At 64.4% G+C, this 22,142-nt stretch carries 21 protein-coding genes; 8 read left to right on the plus strand and 13 right to left on the minus strand.

What is annotated here, in order from left to right; genetic code table 11:
* Positions 1-87 precede the first annotated feature (87 nt).
* On the plus strand, positions 88-1,326 hold the full coding sequence (locus ACVIN2_RS38450) for an MFS transporter (protein ID WP_456769582.1): 1,239 nt from the start codon (positions 88-90) through the stop codon (positions 1,324-1,326).
* A 212-nt stretch (positions 1,327-1,538) separates the two neighbouring features.
* On the plus strand, positions 1,539-3,389 hold the full coding sequence (locus ACVIN2_RS38455; protein ID WP_456769583.1) for a caspase family protein: 1,851 nt from the start codon (positions 1,539-1,541) through the stop codon (positions 3,387-3,389).
* 193 nt (positions 3,390-3,582) lie between these two features.
* Here the strand turns inward: ACVIN2_RS38455 and ACVIN2_RS38460 are convergent, their stop codons facing one another.
* Positions 3,583-4,500, minus strand: coding sequence for an NADP-dependent oxidoreductase (locus ACVIN2_RS38460; RefSeq protein ID WP_456769584.1), 918 nt, complete (start codon positions 4,498-4,500; stop codon positions 3,583-3,585).
* A 370-nt stretch (positions 4,501-4,870) separates the two neighbouring features.
* Entirely contained in the window at positions 4,871-5,683 is an 813-nt protein-coding gene (locus ACVIN2_RS38465) for an aminoglycoside phosphotransferase family protein (protein WP_456769585.1), read from the minus strand.
* A 315-nt stretch (positions 5,684-5,998) separates the two neighbouring features.
* On the opposite strand from ACVIN2_RS38465, the gene ACVIN2_RS38470 reads away from it, so the two are divergent.
* Entirely contained in the window at positions 5,999-6,271 is a 273-nt protein-coding gene (locus ACVIN2_RS38470) for a hypothetical protein (protein ID WP_456769586.1), read from the plus strand.
* Between the two features lie 28 nt (positions 6,272-6,299).
* On the opposite strand, the gene ACVIN2_RS38475 is transcribed toward ACVIN2_RS38470, so the two are convergent.
* From ACVIN2_RS38475 to ACVIN2_RS38490, 4 genes are all read right to left on the minus strand, one after another.
* Positions 6,300-7,559, minus strand: a complete 1,260-nt coding sequence (locus ACVIN2_RS38475; RefSeq protein WP_456769587.1) for an acyltransferase family protein — start codon at positions 7,557-7,559, stop codon at positions 6,300-6,302.
* Positions 7,560-7,787: 228 nt separating this feature from the next.
* A complete protein-coding gene (locus ACVIN2_RS38480; protein ID WP_456769588.1) occupies positions 7,788-8,087 on the minus strand; it encodes a hypothetical protein in 300 nt (99 codons plus the stop codon).
* 517 nt (positions 8,088-8,604) lie between these two features.
* Complete coding sequence (rpmG, locus tag ACVIN2_RS38485) at positions 8,605-8,772, minus strand: 50S ribosomal protein L33 (protein WP_045008041.1); 168 nt, start codon at positions 8,770-8,772, stop codon at positions 8,605-8,607.
* A 124-nt stretch (positions 8,773-8,896) separates the two neighbouring features.
* Positions 8,897-10,222, minus strand: coding sequence for an LLM class flavin-dependent oxidoreductase (locus ACVIN2_RS38490; protein WP_456769589.1), 1,326 nt, complete (start codon positions 10,220-10,222; stop codon positions 8,897-8,899).
* Positions 10,223-10,437: 215 nt separating this feature from the next.
* Between ACVIN2_RS38490 and ACVIN2_RS38495 the strand changes: the two genes are divergently transcribed.
* A complete protein-coding gene (locus ACVIN2_RS38495; protein WP_456769590.1) occupies positions 10,438-10,998 on the plus strand; it encodes a hypothetical protein in 561 nt (186 codons plus the stop codon).
* Here the strand turns inward: ACVIN2_RS38495 and ACVIN2_RS38500 are convergent, their stop codons facing one another.
* From ACVIN2_RS38500 to topA, 4 genes are read right to left on the minus strand one after another with little or no spacing between them, the layout of a single operon-like run.
* The gene (locus ACVIN2_RS38500) at positions 10,999-11,745 is read right to left on the minus strand and encodes an NUDIX hydrolase (protein WP_456769591.1); all 747 of its coding nucleotides are present in this window, start codon (positions 11,743-11,745) and stop codon (positions 10,999-11,001) included.
* A gap of 32 nt (positions 11,746-11,777) precedes the next feature.
* The gene (locus ACVIN2_RS38505; protein WP_456769592.1) at positions 11,778-12,212 is read right to left on the minus strand and encodes a DUF983 domain-containing protein; all 435 of its coding nucleotides are present in this window, start codon (positions 12,210-12,212) and stop codon (positions 11,778-11,780) included.
* Positions 12,206-14,557 (minus strand): ribonuclease R, encoded by a 2,352-nt coding sequence (rnr, locus tag ACVIN2_RS38510; RefSeq protein WP_456769593.1) that lies wholly within the window; start codon positions 14,555-14,557, stop codon positions 12,206-12,208. Before rnr ends, ACVIN2_RS38505 begins: the two co-directional genes overlap by 7 nt.
* A gap of 7 nt (positions 14,558-14,564) precedes the next feature.
* A complete protein-coding gene (topA, locus tag ACVIN2_RS38515) occupies positions 14,565-17,324 on the minus strand; it encodes a type I DNA topoisomerase (RefSeq protein WP_456769594.1) in 2,760 nt (919 codons plus the stop codon).
* Positions 17,325-17,551: 227 nt separating this feature from the next.
* Between topA and ACVIN2_RS38520 the strand changes: the two genes are divergently transcribed.
* A complete protein-coding gene (locus ACVIN2_RS38520) occupies positions 17,552-17,791 on the plus strand; it encodes a hypothetical protein (RefSeq protein WP_007603303.1) in 240 nt (79 codons plus the stop codon).
* Positions 17,792-17,984: 193 nt separating this feature from the next.
* Here ACVIN2_RS38520 and ACVIN2_RS38525 read toward each other — a convergent pair whose 3' ends face one another.
* Positions 17,985-18,455 carry a winged helix-turn-helix transcriptional regulator gene (locus tag ACVIN2_RS38525; protein WP_456769595.1) on the minus strand — a complete coding sequence of 157 codons (471 nt, stop codon included), beginning with the start codon at positions 18,453-18,455 and terminating at the stop codon, positions 17,985-17,987.
* Between the two features lie 121 nt (positions 18,456-18,576).
* Here ACVIN2_RS38525 and ACVIN2_RS38530 point away from each other — a divergent pair, with 121 nt between their 5' ends.
* Both ACVIN2_RS38530 and ACVIN2_RS38535 read left to right on the plus strand, forming a co-directional pair.
* Complete coding sequence (locus ACVIN2_RS38530) at positions 18,577-19,350, plus strand: SDR family oxidoreductase (protein ID WP_456769596.1); 774 nt, start codon at positions 18,577-18,579, stop codon at positions 19,348-19,350.
* 176 nt (positions 19,351-19,526) lie between these two features.
* On the plus strand, positions 19,527-19,709 hold the full coding sequence (locus ACVIN2_RS38535; RefSeq protein ID WP_027518388.1) for a hypothetical protein: 183 nt from the start codon (positions 19,527-19,529) through the stop codon (positions 19,707-19,709).
* A gap of 72 nt (positions 19,710-19,781) precedes the next feature.
* On the opposite strand, the gene ACVIN2_RS38540 is transcribed toward ACVIN2_RS38535, so the two are convergent.
* Positions 19,782-20,390, minus strand: coding sequence for an FMN-dependent NADH-azoreductase (locus tag ACVIN2_RS38540; RefSeq protein WP_456769597.1), 609 nt, complete (start codon positions 20,388-20,390; stop codon positions 19,782-19,784).
* 83 nt (positions 20,391-20,473) lie between these two features.
* Here ACVIN2_RS38540 and ACVIN2_RS38545 point away from each other — a divergent pair, with 83 nt between their 5' ends.
* Positions 20,474-20,884, plus strand: a complete 411-nt coding sequence (locus tag ACVIN2_RS38545) for a winged helix-turn-helix transcriptional regulator (protein ID WP_456769598.1) — start codon at positions 20,474-20,476, stop codon at positions 20,882-20,884.
* Here ACVIN2_RS38545 and dprA read toward each other — a convergent pair.
* Positions 20,881-21,999 carry a DNA-processing protein DprA gene (gene dprA / locus ACVIN2_RS38550; RefSeq protein WP_456769599.1) on the minus strand — a complete coding sequence of 373 codons (1,119 nt, stop codon included), beginning with the start codon at positions 21,997-21,999 and terminating at the stop codon, positions 20,881-20,883. The two genes, ACVIN2_RS38545 and dprA, sit on opposite strands and share 4 nt — an antisense overlap.
* Positions 22,000-22,142: the final 143 nt, after the last annotated feature.

Genomic DNA, 22,142 nt, shown 5'->3' on the forward strand with positions numbered 1-22,142 from the left:
TAGCCTAAGTGCACAGGTCTGTGTAACCAAAATCAACTGATATTGCAGACGACGGCGCCCGCGCCGCGCCGATGAGGGAGAAGAAAAATGCCCCTGTTGCAGATCCTGCGCCCGACATTGCCCATCCTGATCGGCGCCTCGATCATGCTGACGCTGAGCATGGGGCTGCGGCAGAGCCTCGGCATCTTCATGCAGCCGCTGACCCACGACATCCATCTGTCGATCTCCGACTTCACACTGGCGCTCGCCGTGCAAAACCTCGCCTGGGGCTTTCTCCAGCCGCTCGCCGGCGCGATGACCACGCGCTACGGCTTCCGTCCGATCATGATCGCGGGCTCGTTCATGTACATCGCGGGCCTCGTGTTGATGGCAACCGCGAACGGTCTCGTCGCCATCATGATCGGCGCCGGCGTGCTGATCGGGACGTCGCTGGCCTGCACGGCGGCTGCGATCGCGATGTCGGTGGCGGCGCGCGCGGTGCCCGCGACGGTGCGCTCCACCGTGCTCGGCATCGTCTCCGGCGCAGGCTCGCTCGGCGCGCTGCTGTCGGCGCCGATCGGGCAGATGCTCAACGAGGGTTTTGGCTGGCGCGTCGGGCTTGCCGGCTTCGTCGTGATGTCGGTGCTGATGATCCCGGCGGCCTGGTATGCCGGACGCGTCGACGCGGTCCCGCTGCCGAAGCCCGCGACTGACGAGATCGTCGATGCCACGGCGATGATTGCCGCGAAGACCGCCTTCGGCAACGCGTCGTTCGTGGTGATGACCTGCGCCTATCTCGTTTGCGGCATGCAGCTCGTGTTTCTCACCACGCACCTGCCGTCCTATCTCGCGATCTGCGGCCTCGATCCGATGCTGAGCGCGCAGACGCTGGGCATGATCGGCGGCTTCAACGTGCTCGGCTCGCTGTTCTTCGGCTGGGCCGGCCAGCGCTGGAACAAGCTCGCACTGCTCGGCGGCATCTACGTCTTCCGCTCACTCGCGCTCGCCTGGTACTTTACGCTGCCGGCCACACCCGCCTCGACCTTGCTGTTCGGCGCGATCATGGGCTTCCTGTGGATGGGTGTCGGCCCGCTGGTCGCGGGCGCGGTGGCCGAGATGTTCGGCCTGCGCTGGCAGGCGATGATCCAGGGCCTCGCCTTCATGAGCCACCAGATCGGCAGCTTCCTCGGCGCCTACGGAGGTGGCGTGCTCTACGACGCGCTCGGCTCGTACACGATGGCCTGGCGCATCGGCGTCGCACTGGGGCTGGCCGGCGGCATCATCCAGGTCGCCTTCGCGCTGATCCGGCCGTCGCAGCCGCCGGCGCCGGTGTTGCGGACGGCGTAGCGGGGTACCGACCTCAGAGGCGCTGGCTTTTTTCGGATCCTGTCGGAACACGACGGGTCGGTTGTCGGCCGCGGCACAGGGCGCGTCGAGGGCATCACTGCGAATCTCGTCGGCCTCTTTGTTCGAACGCCGAGTGACCCAAGTCACAGAGCTGTATTGCCTTCGCGAACGTTCTGGATACTACTTTATCCCGGTGCTTTCGCGGGGCTACGATGGGCGCATTCAGACTCGTCACATGTCTGATCCTTTTGCTTGGGTTGGGCGGAGTCGCGCACGCCGAACGTCGCGTCGCCCTGGTCATTGGCAATTCGGCCTACAAGAGCGCGCCGCTTCTCTCCAATCCCGTGAACGATGCGACGCTGGTCGGCGGCATGTTCAAGAAGGCCGGCTTCGACAGCATCGACGTCAAGCTTGATGTAAGTGCTGCCGAGATGCGCAGGTCGTTGCGCGAGTTTGCCAACCGAACGCGCGATGCGGATGTCGCCGTCATCTACTATGCCGGGCACGGTATCGAGCTGGACGGAAACAACTATCTGATCCCGATCGATGCGACGCTCGAAACGGACGGCGATGTGCTCGACGAGACGGTAGCGCTTGATCGTGCGCTGTTTGCCGTCGAGTCTGCGAAGCAGCTTCGGCTTGTCATACTCGACGCCTGCCGCGACAATCCGTTTGCTAGGACGATGAAGCGCACTGTGGCTTCGCGCGCCGTCGGTCGTGGTTTGGCCAAGATCGAGCCGACGAGCCCCAACACCATGATCGCGTTTGCCGCAAAGGCGGGCTCGACGGCCTCGGATGGTGACGCCAAAAACAGCCCGTTTGCCGCAGCTCTGGTCGAGCGGCTGCCGACGCCGGGGCTCGATCTGCGCAAGGCCTTCGGATTCGTCCGCGACGACGTTCTCAAGAGCACCGGCTACAAGCAGGAGCCTTACGTGTACGGCTCGCTGGGTGGCAACGATGTCTCATTGGTCCCCGCCAAGCCGGTCACGGTTGGACCGCAGCCGAACCCGCAGGACGCGATCCGCCGGGACTATGAGCTGGCGATGCAGATCGGCACCCGAGAGGTCTGGACGGCTTTCCTGGCTCAGTATCCCGATGGGTTTTATGCCAGCCTTGCCAACGGACAGTTGAGCAGGGTTGCGGCCGAGGAAGCGCGCGCCGCCGCGGCCGACAAGGCTCGGCAGGCCGAGGACGAGAAGGCCCGGCTTGCTACGGAGCGCGGCAGGAAGGCCGAGCAGGACAAGGCGGCGGCCGCAGCCAAGGCGGCCGAGGATGCCAAACTCGCCGCAGAGAAGGCCAAACAGGCCGAGGAAGTGAAGGCGACCGCTGCCGAGCAGCGGCGCAAGGAAGCCGAGGCTGCTGTTGCCAAGGCGCTGGCCGACAAGCTCGCCGCCGAAAAGGCGCTTGCCGAGAAGATTGCATCCGACAAGGCTGCGGCCGAGCTCGCCGCCAAACAGGCGGCGGAAAGGAAAACGCAGGCAGACGGTGAACAGAAGATCGCCGCTCTCGCCCCGGCCGCATCGCAGCCCGGCATGTCTGCGCAGGAGACGGCGAAGTTGCTGCAATCGGAATTGCGCCGGGTAGGATGCTTCGCAGCGGCTGCCGATGGAGACTGGAGTGCATCGTCGCAGCGCTCGCTGACATTGTTCAACAAGTACGCCGGCACCAAGTTCGACGCCAAGCTTGCAAGCTTCGACGCCCTGGACGCGATCAAGGCGAAGCCGGGTCGGGTCTGTCCTCTGGTGTGCGATCGCGGCTTCAAGGCCGACGGCGATGCCTGCGTGAAAATCGCGTGTCGCTCTGGCTATCGCGTCAACGACGACAACGAATGCGAGAAGATTCCGGAGAAAAAGCCCGTTGCTACAAGAGATGACTCGAACAGGCGAGACGAGCAGCGCAAGCAGGTCGAGTCCGCCCCGGCCAAGCCGCAGGCGACCGGCCAGATGTTTTGCAACGGAGCAGGGTGCAGGCCCGTACGGTCCGGCTGCAAGCTGGTTCCCGGCGGCTCGAGTCTGCCTTCTGGCGATGGTAGGCCTAAGGCAATGCTGGAGGTTTGTGGTTAAGGTCGGCAGCCGCTTCGGATATTCAGCCCGACAGTCGAGCGTCTCGGTCGCGGCCGATAGAGAGCGCCTTTCGGCGAGATGGTCGGCGCGCTGGACGTATGCTCATGAGCGTCCGCTTTGGAGTCTACAGCGGACGCTGCGCTTGCTTGGCGTGACCGCCGGCTGGCGGCGTGCATCGATGAGCGTGCGTCTCTCAGGGACGAATGTTGATAATCGTATTCCCCTTGCGTCGCTTGGTCGGATTTAATGCGGCGACGGCATCGTCGAGATTCGCGACGTTGCCGATGTTCGTCCGCAGTCGTCCGTCCCGCACCCGCTGGACGATCTCACTCAGTTGGGCACGATCGGACTCGACGACGAAGTCGACCGCCAGGCCATCGGAGGGCCGCGTCTCGGCCGGCCCCACGATTGTCACCAATGTTCCTCCGGCTCGGATCCGTGCTGCGGATCGCTTCTGGATGTCACCGCCGATGACATCGAACACCAGATCGACTTTGCCCACGTCCCCCAAGGTGTCGTTGTCGAGGTCGACGAACTCCTTCGCGCCGAAGTCGAGCACTGTCTGACGGTCGGCGGCGCGTCCAGAGCCGATGACGTAGGCGCCGGCCTCTCGTGCGAGTTGCGTCACCATCGACCCGACTGCGCCGGCCGCGCCGTGTGCGAGGACGCTTTGCCCCGCCTGAAGGCGGCCGTGTTGGAACAGCCCTTGCCACGCCGTCAGGCCCGAGATCGGCAGACTCGCACCCACCGTAAAGTCGACGTCGCCCGGCAGCGGTGCAAGGTTGCGTGCCTCGATCCCCACATACTCGGCCAGTGTGCCGTCGCGATACCAGTCCGCGAGGCCGAACACCCGCTGTCCCACTGACAGCCCCGTCGTGCCATATCCGAGGGCGGAGACCACTCCGGCTAGCTCGTGCCCAGGGATCGACGGTGTTCGGTCACGTTCGAGGCGATCGGTCCAGGTCGATGGCCACGCCAGCTCAGTCGGTACAAATCCCGACGCATGAACCTGAACGACGACGTCGTTTATCGCTGCCTGCGGCTCGGGCCGGTCCATGAGCTTCATCCCGGCCGTTCCTGCGGCCTGGTCCGTTACAACGATCGCCTTCATGGGAATTATCTCCTCGGTCATTTGTCTCTTGGTCGAATAATGCAGAGAGCGGGGACGCAGCGGCTATCCACAGAATGCCGGGCCGTGTGGAACGCCTGTCTCCGTGTCCGCAATCTCCGCTGTCCGCATTGACCGGGGCTCCCACTCATCCTGATGGATCGGGATCGCTCCGGTCGCTGGTGTCAGCGATTAGATGCGTTGCGCCCGGCTATAAAACAGTACCAAGAATGCCGATTTTGGCTGTACCAAGCGCGACGGCCGCCTCCCGATACAACTCGATTGTGCCAAACGGCTCCATTGGCTGCCGAGATTTGCTCGGTGATCGAGAGCGCCTTGAGAGGGGCGAACAGGATTCTGGATTGCGGACGGTTCAGTCTTTCGAGCGCAGCCCCGCTTCGATGCGCTGGATCAGTTGCTCCCGCAGCGCAGGCACCACGTTTCCGAGGACGACGAAGGTGCGGACGATAGGCAGATAAGGCTCCATTGCCGCCCTCAGCTCCGCCAGAGACATGCCGGCCAGCCGCGCATATTCGGATTGCGCCGCCGCATTGGTCGCGCGCGGCCGCTCCGGATTGTCGGCTATTTCCGGGGCGAGCTCGGACAGGATGACATGCAAGAACCCAAGATCGAGGGCGGCGGGCCCCCGCATCGCGAAGGTCCAGTCGACGAGCTTTGGGCCTTCCGCCGTCATGATCACGTTGCCGGGGCTAAGGTCGCAATGGCAGATCCCGTCGCCGGTCGGCAGGCGATCGATCAGGGCGAGGATATCGGTGGCGATGTGCTTCGGGACCTTGCCGTCGTCGTGCCGCAACTCGCTCTCCATATACGCGCGCATGGAGAGGAGCTCCGGCGGCGCGGACGTCTTGTGAAGAGTCATGGCCAGCGCCGCGACGATCGCGCCCGCCTGTTCGAACGTCACCGCGCCGGTCCGCGAGAGGTGCAACAGGGTCGGTCCGTCGAGGCGCTCCAGCACGATGCCGAAGCGCCCATCCAGCGTCACCTCGCCGAATACCACCGGCACCGGGGCGCCGGCGGCCCGCACGGCGCGGATCATGCGTACCTCGTGTCGGCCGAGCAGATGAGAGACGCCGGCCTTGAACAGCTTCACGACCTGACCGGGCGCCCAGGCGTAGGCCTCGGAGAAGGCGCCTTCACCGATCTTTTCCCCCAGCGATCCCCGCATGCCCGTTCTCCGCCGTGCAGATGAAACACCGGCGGCGAGAAAAAAGGAACCCTTCACGTCGCGAAGGGCAGCCGGAGATCATGATCGCGTTTCAACCTGCAGGGACCTTCGACAGCGTTCGCGCTGATCCGACCATCGCAACCACCGGCGCCGGTGTTGCGGACGGCGTAGGCGAGGGTGTGCTCGCCGGAGTCAAGTCCAGAGGATGACGCTGATCTCGCGCCGACCGGGGGTGACGCATTGGCAATGGTTGTAGTATTTGCTATCGTGCATCCTGAGATAGCATTGAAGCGATCCACTATTGGGGAGAAGACGATGAGAGCTTCGGTTTCTCTTCTTGCGGGTTTGACCATTCTGTCGGTCAGCGCAGCCAGCGCTGCCCCTAAGGGCGCTTCCGCTTCGATCTCCGAAACGAAGGTCAGCTCGGTCGCGTGTTCCACGTCTGGTGGAGGCTTCGGGACCTATCCGGCAGGCTGCCGAAACGGCGCAAACTTCAAGAGCTACAACGAATGCAAGGAATCAGGCGTCAAGCGCGGCTGGAGACACGAAGACATGGCATGGTATTGCAGCGGGCTGGGACTGCAATAGCGAGCAGACGCCAAAGCGCGGGGACGGTTCATTCCGATCTCATCGCGCTCAAGGGCACCGCGACATTCACCTTGACCGACACGGGCAGCGGAAGGCGCAGCTCGCGGGCCGAAGCCTGATAGCGCGATGCCGGCTGTCTCTTCGGCAGCTTTCCGAAATGCGAGAGGGCCTGCATCAGCGCGGATCTGACGGCGGGCTCGGTCTTGGCGCAAATGAACCAGCAGACCAGAACAAGCAGGCCCAGCGCGATCCAGACGGCCGAGGTGGCATCCCAGCCGGCGTCGACCAGGGCACGAATGATCGCGGTGCCGATGACGTTATGCGTGAGATAGAGCGGATAGGTGATCAGTCCGAGCGTTCTCAAATAGGCTGGCGTTTCAGGAGAAGCTTTGCCCGCAGAGCGCCTGCTCCGGTTCGCGGCAATGGCAATGAGGAGCACTGCCGCCGCCCAGACCATGATCGGCATGAGGGCCGATTGATCCGCGATGGCGGGGATGGACGTCAAGAAGAACGAGGCGAAAAAGTAGATTTCCGCTGCGCCCGAAAGACAAGTGATGGCGATTGCGAGCTGTTCGAGCGCCGTCAATTGTCTGTTCGCGGAAATGAACAGCCAGATCCCCAGCGCAAAGAAGCAGCCATGCGTCAGCAGGAATGCCGCGCACGGCACCCGAAACATCAGGACGATAAGATAGGGCAAGTCGGACGGCGTCGTGCAAGACAGCACGAGCAGCGCGACGGCATTGAATATTGCGCTGTAGATGGTGAGGCCCCAGGCCAGGTGCCGCAGGGTGACCTTCTTGGTGAGCATCGCGCAAAACACCAGACCATAAAATGCGGTCTCGGCTGCCAGCGTCCAATAGACCTCGTCAAGCCACTGACCAGTGACTCCCTTGGGGACCATCAGCATGGCGTGGATGTAGGGCAGAATGAGTTCGGATGCCGGTCCGCTCCCGAAGAGGAGCAGAACGAGGAAGGTCGCGGTCGCGCAAACCCAGACCGCCGGATAAATCCTGAGGGCGCGGCCAAGAAGAAACTCGCCCGGCGACGATGTGCTCGCGGAATTCGCGATGACGAAACCGGAAATGACAAAGAAGATTTCGACGCCGACCCAGCCGAACCACGTGTAAGGCGCGGCGGACGGGTAGAGAACATCGGCGGCGACGGTGCGCTCGAAACCCGGGACGCCGATCGAGGTCCAGGCCCAGGACCAGAACATCTGGTGGAACATGGCGACGCCGAGGGCGGCGGCGAAGCGCAGCGGATCCAGCAACGGCAAATGGCTCTTCACGCGAATGGACCAGGTTCATGCAACGATCCCGCTGGAGATATTGGAGCCGGTGAAGGCGCTCTGCGAGGTGGGTCACACTTGGTCCGTCGTGGTCGAAATGCGCGGGATCTTTGAGTTAGTCACGTAACCCTGCTCTCATGTCCGGACGCAACGCCACGCGCTGCGTCCGGGTCTGGACACGAGTGAGCTGAAGCTCGATCGCAACAGAAGGACTGCGGAGAGGATGGACTAACGCGTGCGTCCTGACCGCTTGAGATCGGCGACCTTAAACCTGTTGCCGGCGGCCAGGCTGCTGCACAACCAGTGGGCCTTGTTTCGGTTGTCGCCCAGGAACGTTCTGGTGTCGACGCAATCCAGGTAGGATTTGTGGGTGATGGTGTCGCGGCAGGTTGGCGAGAAAGGACCGTAGTCGATGTTGCCGCCCGACAGGCTGCATCCCACCCAGGGATCCTTGCCGCTTGGGAAGCTTGATGCACAGCCACCGTTGCAGCTGCTTGCGACTTTCTCCAGGCTGGCAATTCTCCCCATCACAGAACCCGGCGCATACGAAGGCGTGCGCGCGGTTGACGTTGGAGCTGTTGACGCAGTCCGACGCGGCGCAATTGTGTTTGCTCCCCGCTCCGACACGTGTGGCCTTGCGACCTGTTTCGGCGCGTCGACCGTGACGGGGGGAATCGTGGCGGCGGAGCCGGTTGGGATCTGCGACGCTGCCGGCGCGCACAGCAAGATTGTTGACAAGGCAGCGATGGTTGAAGGCACGACAAGGCTTGATGAGAATCTCATGACCATGTCCTTCCAAATCCGGCACGGACATTCCGCCCGGCAAGTGCACGGTAACATACATTCGGAAGCGAGCAACCGGGGGTTGAGAGAATATCTGGCGATGACTCGCTGTGCCGAGCTCAGCCCTCGTGCCCAGGTCGCAGCGTAGCGTCACGTCCACGGGGCGCTGCGCGTCCGGGACACGAGAGAGGGGCCAAAATAAAACGGGGCCCGAAAGGGCCCCGCAAAAGTCTTCTACGTTCCGCGATCTGATTTGATCTTCTTACTTGATCTTGGATTCGCGGAATTCGACGTGCTTGCGCGCGACCGGATCGTACTTCTTCTTGACCAGCTTGTCGGTCATAGTGCGCGAATTCTTCTTGGCGACGTAGTAGAAGCCGGTGTCGGCCGAGGACACGAGCTTGACCTTGATGGTGACCGCTTTGGCCATGTTCAGTACCTCAGGAATGAAGGGAATCTGGAGCCGGCCAAATGGCCCGCGTTGGCCGGCAACCTAGCCAGAAACGGCCTGATGTCAAGATTTTAGGGGTCGAAAACCGCTCAAATCGGCCCGATCAGGCCTCGAAGAACCGGTTTTTGGGCCGCGGCAGGCCCAGATTCTCCCTCAAAGTGGGCCCTTCATACTCTTTCCGGAAAATCCCGCGGCGCTGCAGCTCCGGCACCACCTTGTCGACGAAATCGTCGAGGCCGGCGGGCAGGAACGGGAACATGATGTTGAAGCCGTCGGAGCCGCGCCCGACCAGCCATTCCTCCATCTGGTCGGCGATGGTTTTGGCCGTGCCGACGAACGATAGACCGCCGTAGCCGCCGACGCGCTGGGCGAGCTGGCGCACGGTGAGCTTGTCGCGCGCGGCGAGGTCGACCATGCGCTGGCGGCCGCTCTTGCTGGCATTGGTCTCGGGGATTTCGGGAAGCGGTCCATCCGGATCGAAGCCGGAGGCATCCGTGCCGAGCACGACCGAGAGCGAGGCGATGGCGCTGTCGTAATGCACGCGACTGTCGAGCAGCGCGCGCTTCTCCTTGGCCTCGTCGACGCTATCGCCGACCACGACGAAGGCGCCGGGCAGGATCTTGAGGTGCTCAGGGTCGCGGCCGACCTTCTCCATGCGGCCCTTGATGTCGGCATAGAGTTTCTGGCTGTCGGCAAGGCTGCCGCCGCCGGTGAAGACGGCTTCCGCGGTCTCGGCCGCGAGCTGCCTGCCGTCCTCGGAGGCGCCGGCCTGCACGATCACCGGCCAGCCCTGGACCGGGCGGGCGATGTTGAGGGGACCGCGCACCTTCAGATATTTGCCCTGATGGTCGAGCACATGCATCTTCGCGGGATCGACGAACACGCCGCTGTCGACATCGCGCACGAAGGCGTCGTCGGCAAAGGAATCCCAGAGGCCGGTGACCACGTCGTAGAACTCGCGGGCGCGCTTGTAGCGCTCGGCGTGCTCCATGTGGTCGTCGAGACCGAAATTCAGTGCCGCATCCGGGTTCGAGGTGGTGACGATGTTCCAGCCCGCACGGCCGCCGCTGAGATGGTCGAGCGAGGCGAAGCGCCGCGCGACGTGATAGGGCTCGTCGAACGTGGTCGAGCCCGTCGCGATCAGGCCGATCCGCTCGGTCACGGCCGACAGCGCCGACAACAGCGTGAACGGCTCGAACGAGGTGACCGTGTGGCTGCGCTTGAGCGCATTGACCGGCATGTTCAGCACGGCGAGGTGATCGGCCATGAAGAAGGCGTCGAACTTGCCGGCCTCGAGCTTCTGGATCAGCGTCTTGATGTGGCCGAAGTTGAAATTGGCGTCGGGCCAGGCCCCGGGATAACGCCAGGCGCCGGTGTGGATGCTGATCGGGCGCATGAACGCGCCAAGCTTGAGTTGCCGTTGTGCCATCGCCCGGTGTCCGTTCTTGGTGTCGTTCCGGAAGACATAGGCATGCCGCGGAACTCCGCCATTGGGGGAGGCGGGAAGATTATTTTGTTTTTCGCGACGCTCTCAGCACATTCGCGTCATCCCGGGCCGCGCCCGGAATGACGCAGGAGTCCCATCGAACCGATCCACGGCTCACTCCGACCAAGCCATGACTTTCGCTCCCAAGGAGATCTTCGATGGCAGGTGCAATGACCGTGGACGGGCGCATCGTCCGCATCGACCGGCCCATGCCCTGGGTCGGGCGGCTGCTGTCATTGCCGCTGCTGGCGGCGAGCTTCTATCTGCTGTGGAATGTCGCGCTCGGCCTGCGGCAGGATTTCTCCGGTTTTGGCCGGCTCGCCGATGATCTCATGCCGGTGCTGGTGTTCACGGGACTCGGGTTGCTCGTCGGCATCCCCGGAATCATCCTGCTCACCTTCCGCACCTTCGTCGTGCTGAACGAGACGCTGCGCCAGATCGTCATCACCAGGCAGTTCGGCCCGCTGAATTTTCGCAACCATCGCGATCTCGCCGATTATCATTTCATCAGCATTACCGACGAGGACGATCCGGAGCTGACGACATACGATGTCAATCTCTGCGGCAACAAAGGGACCGAGCCGATCACGCTGATGAGCTTCACCAAGCGCGAGGAAGCCAGTCGGTTCGCCAGCGAGCTCGGGCGAGTGCTGAACGTTCCCGCGCGCGACTATGTCGGCACCGAGCCTGATGCGGACGATGCGGACGTCACGAACTGATCAGCTCAAAATATCCTTCTGCATCTTGCCGCCATAGAAATGGAAGAACGGCACCGGTGCATCATGGCGGAGCGGGCCGGTCGCGAGGCGCGCGTCGAGCTCGTTGAGCACGTTGCGTGTCATCGGATGCAGATCGGCGAGCGGCTTCGAGCCGAGCTCGACCCAGACCAGTTCGACAAGCTCGGCATCGGCATGGATCACGCCGTCGACGCGATGGGCGATCGCGGAGGCGTCCGCCGTGAAGAAGCGCGTGTCGAACCGCTTGACGCGGCCGGGCGGGGTGATCGCCCGCGCGATCAGGAACAGGCTGGAGGGATCGGGCAACAGGCCCGCATCGGCGAACGGCTTCCAGGGGCCCTCGAGTTTCGCCCTGCCTTCGGCCTTGCGCCCGAGGCAGAGACCCGTTTCCTCGCAGGCCTCGCGGATCGCGGCAATCGCCAGCGACTTGGCGCGCGAGGCCGGCGTCTTCGGGCTGCCCTTGGCGAGATTGGCTTCAAGCTCGGCGGTTACAGGCGCCGCGCATGGCACCCGATAATCGTCCTTGTCGACGCGGCCGCCGGGGAAAACGAACTTTCCGGGCATGAACACCACCTTGTCGTGGCGCTTGCCGACCAGGACCTTTGGAATGGCTCCGCTGCGATCGACCAGGATCAGTGTCGCCGCATCCCGCGGGCGGAAATAGGGATGATGGTCGGCTTCCTTGCCCTCGTGGATTTTTGCCTTTTCCGCCTGCGCCGTATCCGTCATGTCCTCACCCGAGCTACTTTTGCTTATTTTGCTTACACAGGCGGAATACCATCCGTCGGGTTCTCGTCAAACCCGTGCATGCGCAGAGCCCATTGCAATCCGACCACGGCTCCCTTCACCGGCTGGAGCAGTGCCAGCGAGGCGACGAAGGTGAAGGGCAGATAGGCCGCGAAGCTGATCCAGACCGGCGTGGTGTAATTGGTCTCGATCCACAGAACAGCCGGCACCACGATGTGGCCGACGATGACGATGACGAGATAGGCGGGCAAATCGTCGGCCCGATGCGGGGTGAAATCGAGGCCGCAGACCGAGCAATTGTCCGCGGTCTTCAGGAAGGCGCGGAACAGTTTTCCGTCGCCGCAGCGGGGGCAGCGGCCGCGAAAGCCGCGCTTCATGGCAGCAAAGACGTCGCGCTTCTCGACGAGGCCAGTCTCGCGGGTCCAGATCTTCGGGGCTGTGCTCACCATGCCTTACCCTTCCGACCCTTGCCCTTGCTTTTTCCTTTGACCTTTTTCCCCTTGCCGGGCTTCGGCTTGTCCGGCTTGCGCTTCTTGTCGGGACTGCGGCCGGGATGCGCCTTGAACGAGGGGCGGCGTTGCGGACCGGATCCCCTGCGGCCGCGCGGCGCGGTCTCGCCGGACGATGACAACAGCTCGAATCGTAGCGCGCCCGCGATCGGAGCTGCCTCGATCAGGCGGACGTCGACGACATCACCGAGCTGATGCATGGTGCCGCTGCGCGTGCCAACCAGGGCGTGGCGGCCCTCGTCATAGTTGAAATATTCCGTGCCGAGGGATCGGATCGGGATCAGGCCGTCGGCGCCGGTTTCAGCGAGCTTGACGAACAGGCCGGCGCGCGTGACGCCGGAGACGCGGCCCTGGAAGCTCGAACCGATGCGGTCGGCGAGATGGTGCGCGATCAGGCGGTCGACGGTCTCGCGCTCCGCCTTCATCGCCCGCCGCTCGGTCACCGAGATGTGGGCTGCGACCTCGCTCAGGGTTTCCGGCGTCTCGGTGTCGGGCAGCGCGCCTTCGCCAAGCCCGAGCGCGCGAACAAGCGCACGGTGCACGACGAGGTCGGCATAGCGGCGGATCGGCGAGGTGAAATGCGCGTAGCGGCGCAGGTTCAGGCCGAAATGACCGTAATTCTCCGAGGAATATTCGGCCTGCGCCTGGGCGCGCAGCACGACCTCGCTCACCAGCGGAAAATGGTCGTGGCCTTCGAGCTGCGCCAGCACGCGGTTGAACAAAGCGGGACGCAGCGCGCCACCTTTCGCGAACGGAACGTCGAGCGTCTGCAAAAACTCCGCGAGCGCGTGGACCTTTTCCAGGGTCGGCTCGTCATGCACGCGGTAGATCAGCGGCAGCGATTTCTTCTCGAGCATCTCGGCTGCCGCGACGTTGGCGAGGATCATGAACTCCTCGATCAATTTGTGCGCGTCGAGCCTGTCGGGCACGACGACGCGATCGACCGTGCCGTCGCTCTTCAACAAGATCTTGCGCTCGGGCAGATCGAGATTGAGCGGATCGCGCTCGTCTCGCGCGCGCTTGACGCAGGCATAGGCGGCATAGAGCGGCCGCAGGATCGGATCGAGGAGGGGCCCGGTGGTGTCGTCCGGCCGGCCGTCGATCGCGGCCTGCGCCTGGGCGTAGTTCAGCTTGGCTGCGGAGCGCATCAGGATGCGATGGAAGCTGTGCGAACGCTTGCGGCCGTCGGGAGCGATGATCATCCGCACCGCGAGCGCGCCGCGCGGCTCGCCCGGTACCAGCGAGCACAGATCGTTGGAGATGCGCTCCGGCAGCATCGGCACGACGCGGTCGGGGAAATAGACCGAGTTGCCGCGATCGAGCGCGTCGCGGTCGAGCGCGGTGCCCGGCCGCACGTAGAAGCTCACGTCGGCGATGGCGACATCGACGATGAAGCCGCCTCTGTTGTTGGGATCAGGATCCGGCTGCGCGTGCACCGCGTCGTCGTGATCCTTGGCATCCGGCGGATCGATGGTGACGAGCGGCACGTCGCGCCAGTCCTCGCGCCCCTTCAGATTGGCCGGCTCCGCCGCTTCGGCCTCGCGCTCCGCCGCGGGGCGGAATTGCATCGGAATGTCGTGCGCGTAGATCGCGATCAGGCTGATCGCCTTCTCCGACTTGACCGAGCCGAGCTTCTCCTTGACGCGGCCTGACGCTAGCCCAAAGCCGCGCGAGCGGATGATGTCGACGCTGACGAGATCGCCATCCTGCGCGCCGTGTGTCTCGGTCGGCGCGATGTTCAGCTCGCGGTCGGCGGCCTTCTTGTCGACGGGGATGATCCGTCCGCCGCCTTCGGGCAGGCTGCGGAAGACGCCGAGGATGCGGCTCTTGGTCTTGTCGAAGACCTTGATGATGTGGCCGCGATAGGCCGGGCCTTCGGTCTCGTCGGAGCGCTCGACGCGCAGCAGCGCGCGATCGCCAACGCCGGCCGCGGTGCCGGGTTTCGGCCGGCGCGGCATCGTGATGAGAATCTTTGGCGGTTCGCCGCTTTCGACCTCGTCCCATTCGGTCGGGGAGGCGACCAGCTCGCCGTCGGCGTCGCGGCCGGTGATGTCGGCGACCAGCGTCGGCGGCAGGCTGTCCGGCTCCGAAATCGTATGGCGCTTTTTCTTGACGAGCCCGTCGTCGGCGAGCTCGCGCAGCATGCGCTTGAGCTCGATGCGGTCGGCGTTCTTCAGGCCGAACTCGCGCGCAATTTCGCGGGTTCCGACCTTTCCGGGATTTGCCTTGATGAAGGCGACGATGGCTGCCCTGTCGGGAAAGCCACGGTCATTCTTGCGTTTCACTTAGCCTCTATTTGGTGCCGGCACTTTTCTTGGCCGGAGCTTTGGCGCCAGCTGCCTTGGTCGGCGACGTCTTGATGGCCGAAGTCTCGGCCGTCGACGACACGGCGGCGCGCGCCTTGCTGGTGGATTCGGATTTGGGTTTGGCCGCCTTCTTCGCGGCCGGCTTTTTGGTTTTTGGCGCGGCGTCATCGCCGTCGGCGGCTTTCGCCGCAGCCTTCTTGGCCTTGGCCGGCTTGGCTGCCTTCTTCGGCTTCTTGCCGCCGCCCTTGGCCGCGCGCTCGTCGATCAGCGCGATCGCCTGCGGCAGCGTGATGGCGTCTTTCTCGATGTCGCTCGGGATCGTCGCGTTGACGCCGCCCGCCGTGACATAGGCGCCATAGCGGCCGCCCTTCACCGTGACGGTGCCGAGGCTGGGATGATCGCCGATCGCCTTGCCGGGATCGGCGCCGAAGCGGCGGCTCGGGCCCTTGGCGATCTTCTCCGCGATCAGCGTCACCGCCCGATTGATGCCGATGTCGAACACTTCGTCGCCGGCCTCGAGACTGGCATAGGTCTTCTCGTGCTTCACGAACGGCCCGAAGCGGCCGAGGCCTGCGGTGATGGGCTCACCCGTTTCCGGATGCTTGCCGATCTCGCGCGGCAGCGACAGCAGCTTGAGCGCGAGGTCGAGCTCGACATCTCCAGGGGAAGTCCCCTTCGGAATGCCTGCGCGCTTCGGCTTCTCGCCTTCCGCATAATCCTTCTGCTCGCCGAGCTGGATGTAGGGGCCGAACCGGCCGGCCTTGACCCAGACATCGCGACCCGTATCGGGGTCCTGGCCGAGCGAACGATCGGCCGTGGCCTCGCCGTCGGCGGCAAGCTGACGGGTGTAGCGGCATTCCGGATAGTTCGAGCAGCCGACGAAAGCGCCGAACTTGCCGGCCTTCAGATTGAGCCGTCCGTTGCCGCAGCTCGGGCATTGCCTGATGTCGCCGCCATCGGTGCGGGCCGGATAGATGTGCTGTCCCAGCATGTCGTCGAGCACGTCGAGCACTCGGGCTACGCGCAGATCCTTGATCTCGTCGACCGCGCCGATGAAGCCGGTCCAGAAATCCTTCAGCACCTGCTGCCAGGAGATCTCGTTGTTGGAGATGCGGTCGAGCTGCTCTTCCAGATTGGCGGTGAAGTCGTATTCGACGTAGCGGGCAAAGAAGCTTTCGAGGAACGCGACCACGACCCGGCCCTTGTCCTCGCCGTGCAGGCGCTTCTTCTCGAGCTTGACGTAGCCGCGGTCCTTGAGGACCTGGAGGATCGAGGCATAGGTCGAGGGCCGGCCGATACCGAGCTCTTCCATGCGCTTGACCAGCGAGGCTTCGGAGAAGCGCGGCGGCGGCTCGGTGAAGTGCTGGGTGACGGCGAGCGACTGCCGCTTCAGCGCGTCATTCGGGCTCATCGCGGGCAGGCGGCGGGAGTCCTCGTCCTCCTCGTCGTCGCGGCCTTCCTGATAAAGTGCGAGGAAGCCGTCGAACTTGACGACCTGGCCGGTGGCGCGCAGGTCGAGCGTGCGGCCGCCGACCTTCGCCGTGATGTCGACGGTGGTGCGTTCCAGCTCGGCCGATTCCATCTGGCTCGCGATGGTGCGCTTCCAGATCAGTTCATAGAGTCTCGCCTGGTCGGACTCGAGCTTGCGGCTCATGCTGTCGGGGCGGCGGGACATGTCGGTCGGCCGGATCGCTTCGTGGGCTTCCTGGGCGTTCTTGGCCTTGGCCTGGTACTGGCGCGGCGCGTCCGGCACATAGGCGTTGCCGTAATCCTCGCCGATCACCTTGCGGGCCTGGGTGATCGCGGACGGGTCGATCTGCACACCGTCGGTACGCATATAAGTAATGAGTCCGGTGGTCTCGCCGCCGATGTCGATGCCTTCATAGAGCCGCTGCGCGATGCGCATGGTGTGCGCCGGCGCAAAGCCGTATTTGCGGCTGGCTTCCTGCTGCAGCGTCGAGGTGGTGAAGGGGGCCTGCGGATTGCGCCGGGCCGGCTTGGCATCGACCGTGGTCACCGCGTAGGCGGCTGCTTCCAGCGCCTTCTTGAAGTCTTCGGCTTCCGCGCCGGTGCCGATGTCGAGGCGCTGGATCTTCTTCCCGTCGGCGCCGACGAGACGGGCCTCGAAGGCATCGCCGCGCGGCGTCAGCAGGGTCGCGATCAGCGACCAGTATTCGCGCGCAACGAACTTTTCGATCTCGAGCTCGCGGTCGCAGACCAGCCGCAGCGCCACCGACTGCACGCGGCCCGCCGAGCGGGCGCCCGGCAGCTTGCGCCACAGCACGGGGGAGAGGGTGAAGCCGACCAGATAGTCCAGCGCGCGGCGCGCCATATAGGCGTCGACCAGCGCACCGTCGATCTGGCGCGGATGCTTCATGGCGTCCGTGACCGCCTGCTTGGTGATGGCGTTGAACACCACGCGCTCGATCTTGTGGTCCTTGATCGCGCGCTTCTCTTTCAGGACCTCCAGCACGTGCCAGGAGATGGCCTCGCCCTCGCGATCAGGGTCGGTGGCGAGAATCAGGCGATCGGCGTTCTTGAGGGACTTGGCAATGTCGTTGAGCCGGCCGGCCGCCTTGGGGTCGATCTCCCAGATCATCTTGAAATTGGCGTCGGGATCGACGGAGCCGTTCTTCGCCGGCAAGTCGCGGACATGGCCAAACGAGGCCAGAACCTCGTAGGACGAGCCCAAATACTTGTTGATCGTCTTGGCTTTCGCCGGCGACTCCACAATGACGATATTCATGTAGTTCCAGTAACTTATGGGGAAATTTGGGGCCGAATTCGATGAGATTCGGGTCGGCCCTTTCGTCCCGAACATGGGTGGTGAGGCCGTCGCTGTCAAATCGAGGGGTGTTGAAAGCCATCCCGATGGGAAAAGTTTCATATCGAGAAAGTTGCAAAATACCACCTTTGAGTTGCGGCCGATGTCGGCGTAATGTTTCTTCGGGGCATGGATTCGGGTGGGGGCTGGTGACTAAGCCAGGAAAGAAACGGGCGGGCGCCGCATCGCGCGCGGCGGGAGGCTCGCGTCACGAGGAACCGGGGGAGGGCGGCGTCGAGGAGGCGGTCGCCTTCATCGCCGAGCAGGTCGGGGCACTGCGCAAGCTCGCGGAGCGGCACAAGCTCGACGTGCTGCATTATCTCCTGGGAATGACCAAGCTCGAGGCCGACGAGCACCTGCGGCTGCGGAGCAAGCGCAAGCTGTCGTGAAGGCGAAGACCGAGCGGATCCATCACGCACGCTCTCTCTCTCCGGAGTCGTCCTGGCGAAAGCCAGGACCCATACCGCGAGGTCCATCGACCTGAGCGCGGTGCCAATCCGGGGGACGAGCCTTCGCCAAACTCCTCCTTGGGGTAATGGGTCCTGGCTTTCGCCAGGACGACGTTGGAGAGATAGAGCGCCGCTATCCCGCCGACCGCCGCCGCGGCGCCGGTCGCGGCTTCAGCGTGGTATCGGTTTGCGCAAGCAATCGCCCGTCCTCTGCGCGCAGCTCGAGCTTCTTCACCGGGCGACCTTTCTCGCGATCGACCAGGATAGTCGCGATCTCCGACGGGCGATCGTCGAATTCCTCGCTCCATTGGCGCAACGCTACCAACACCGGGAAGACGCCGCGGCCCTTCGGCGTCAGCACATATTCCTCGTAAGGACTGCCGTCGGAGGCGGGGGCCGTGGTCAGGATGCCGTGGTCGACCAGCGCGCGCAGCCGCGCCGACAAGATGTTCTTGGCCATGCCGAGCTTGCTCTGAAACTCGCCGAAGCGGCGCAGGCCGAACAGCGCCTCACGGATGATCAGCAGGGACCACCAGTCGCCGATCGCTTCCAGCGAGCGTGCGATCGGACAGGCATCGCCCTCGAAGCTCGTTCGTTTCACCATGGTCCGGTCCTTTCGCGATCGCACGGTCCAGTCGCCGTTCACGCGCTCGTGTGGTTGCATCTTAAAACCAGATAGCCTAGATGGCAATGGTAGTTTTATGATGGAACCACTGGAGGCGAACGTGAGACTGAAGAACAAGACGGCCCTGATCACCGGCGGCAATAGCGGCATTGGACTGGCAACGGCAAAGCTGTTCGTGGCCGAGGGCGCAAAGGTGGTGATCACCGGACGCAACAAGGAGACGCTCGATGCGGCCGCGAAGGAGCTCGGTCCTAATGCGCTCGCGCTGGCCGCCGACGCCACCGACATTGCAGCGACCGAAGCTGCGATCAAGAAGGGCGCCGAAAAGTTCGGCAAGTTCGACATCGTGTTCGCCAATGCCGGCATCGCCGGCGGCACGCCGCTGGGATCGGCCACGCTGGAGGTCTTCGAGAAGGTCATCAGCACCAATCTGACCGGCGTGTTCTTCACCGTGCAGTCCGCGCTGCCTTATCTCAACGACAATGCCTCCATCATCCTCAGCGGCTCGGTGATCTCCGTGCTCGGCATTCCCGGCTATTCGGCGTATGGCGCCGCCAAGGCCGGCGTGCGCGCGATGGCGCGGATCATGGCATCAGAACTGTCGCCGCGCGGCATTCGCGTCAACGTGGTCGCGCCCGGTGCGATCCGCACTCCGATCTGGGGAGCTGCGACCGCCACACCGGAAGCCGAGAAGGCGTTCGAGAAGCGAATCGCGCTGACGACGCCGCTGGGGCGCATTGGTGAAACAGATCACGTCGCCAAGACGGTGCTGTTCCTCGCCTCCGACGATTCCGCGCATGTGCAGGGCCAGGAAATCTTCGTCGACGGCGGCGCAGTCGCCTCGCCGAGCGGCGCGCCGATCTATCGTGGCTGATCAATTGAAGTGAAAATTGAATCGGTCGGCGTACGCAAACCGGTTGCGCCGGCCGGTTCCCACGTCTCGCGAGCTGTATTTTCTGAACCTTGCGTGAGGCGTTGAACCTTCGCTTGCGCTGCCAAGACACTTTTACGGGCAGGGGGTCACGAAGACTCATTTCAAGGGAGCCCGATATGCCAAAGGCAGCTCGTATTATTTCCCCGATTTCAGCACCGCGTATTTACACCGAAAACTCCGCCGTTCCCGCCAAGCGTTCCGACACCTCCGAGTTCATCGGGGTCGCTCTTTTCTCCGGCATCGGTCTGTTCGTTTCGCTCGTCGCCGTCATCTTGGGCATTCAGGGCGCCTGGTTTTAGCTTCGCCGACCGCGCACCGGTCGATCAGCCGCCGCAAGCGATGTTGCGGCGGCTGATGATGTGCGCGTTGCCTCAGGCCGCGCGCAGGCTGGTTGCCGCCTCGAGCGCGCTTGCGAGCGACTTCTCGCGGTGCTCCGGCCCGACCTGGATGCCATCGGCGCTGATGAATTCGGGATGATGGATGCCCATGAAGCCGAACACGCCACGCAGATAGCTTTCGAGGTGCTCCAGCGACGCGGCGGGCGTGCCCGCGCCGTAATAGCCCCCGCGCGAGATCGCGAAGATCACGCGCTTGCCGCCGGCAAGGCCCTGCGGTCCGTTCGCGCCGTAGCTGAACGTCTTCCCCGCCACCAGGATGCGGTCGATCCAGGCCTTGAGCTGGCTCGGAATGGTGAAATTGTACATGGGCGCGCCGATCACGGCGATGTCGGCGGCAAGGAACTCGTCCAGCGCGGCCTTGCTGGCGGCGAGGTCGGGGCCGAGCTCCGCCGGCGCAGGCGCGCCTTGCGCGGCCGCGAGATGCGAGCCGGAGAGATGGGCGAGCGGGCTCTGCGTCAGGTCGCGATAAACGATGTTGAGCGATGGCGTCGACTGCCTGAGACGGTCGACGATGGCGGCGGAAACCTGCCGGGAAACGGAGTGGGGGCCGAGCACGCTGGAGTCGATGTGGAGGAGTTTCATTCGGGATCACCCTGGTATATGTTTGTAACCAGAGCTACATGAGTGACTATCGAAATCCCCGCAAGAACGCACCTTTTTGAGCCATGGGCACATCCTTGAAACCTGCGCACATCGATCTGCCTGCCACGCCGATGCCGGATCGCGACCACGCCGACTGCCGTGGCGTCGCCTCGATCCTCGCGCGCGTCGGCGACAAATGGAGCGTGTTCGTGATCATGATGCTGAGCGACGGGCCCAAGCGCTTCAACGAGCTCAAGCGCATGATCAACGGCATCTCGCAGCGGATGCTGACCCTGACATTGCGCGGGCTCGAGCGCGACGGGCTGGTCACACGCACGATCTTCCCGACCATTCCGCCGAGGGTGGACTACGAGCTGACCGATCTCGGCCGCGGACTGCAACAGCCGGTGAAGGCACTCGGCGAATGGGCGATCGCGCATCAGCAGCAGATCGCCTCGGCGCGCACGCGCTTCGACGAGCGGAACACCCCTTAAAGCAGCGACACCAACCCGCCGCCGTGGCGTTCGAGCCTGCCGGCGAGCTCGAGCTCCAAGAGCACGGTGCGCACGATGGCAGGCGAGGCGCCGGACATCCGCACGAGATCGTCGATGGTGACAGGGGCAGGGCCGAGCAGGCCGGTGATCTGATCGCGGTCGTGTCCTTGCGGATCGCTTTCGAACGGCTCGCTGTCGGGCTCGCGCGCGGTGCGCATCAGCGGCCGCTCCATGATCGGTGCGACCGCGTTGACGACGTCGGCGGCTTCGGTGACGAGCGTCGCGCCCTGCTTGATCAGATCATTGGTGCCGGCGGCGCGCGGATCGAGCGGCGAGCCCGGCACCGCGAACACCTCGCGGCCCTGTTCGGCGGCCATGCGCGCGGTGATCAGCGAGCCCGAACGGTGCGCCGCCTCCACCACGACCACGCCGAGCGCGGCGCCCGAGATCAGCCGGTTGCGGCGAGGGAAGTCGCGGGCGCGCGGCTCGTGGCCGAGCGGCATCTCGGAGATCGCGGCACCCTTGCGGTCGAGGATCGCCGCGAGCAGATCGCCGTGCTCCGGCGGATAGATGCAGTCATGACCGCCGGCGAGCACGGCGATGGTGCCGCTCTCCACGCTGGCGCGGTGCGCGGCCTGGTCGACGCCGCGGGCAAGGCCGGAGATGACGACAAAGCCGGCCTCGCCGAGCTCGCGGGCGAGCTGACCGGCGAATTTCAAGCCTGCACCAGAGGCGTTGCGCGAGCCGACGATCGCGATCATCGGCCGCATCAGCGTTGCAGTGTCACCGCGCACGGCGAGCAGCGGCGGCGCATCGTCGAGCGTTGCCAGCCGCGCCGGATAGCCGCCCTCGCCGGGCGCGAGCCAGGCGATGCCGAACTTGCGGCTCGCGGCGAGCTCGGCTTTCGCCTCGTCGGCGCTCCAGATACGCGCCGATCGCTGCGCACCGCCGCGGCGTGCGAGATCCGGCAGTCGCTCCAGCGCCGCGCGCGCCGTGCCGAAATGATCGACCAGCGAGCGGAACGTGCGCGGCCCGACATTGTCGGAACGAATTAGCCGCAAGCGGTCGACCCGCTCGGCCTCTGTCAGCTCCACGCTTCGGTTGATGGCGTCCACGGCGGCTCCCCTTGCAGGCACAGCATGGAACAACCTGAGGGCGTGGGCAACAGCGGCGTGCGCTTGCGCGACCTTTGTGGAATGGGAGCGGTCAGAAAGAGAGATGCTGCCTGATACCGTGCTCGTTTTCCGCAATATCTGTT

The sequence above is a fragment of the Bradyrhizobium sp. USDA 3650 genome, assembly GCF_054057395.1.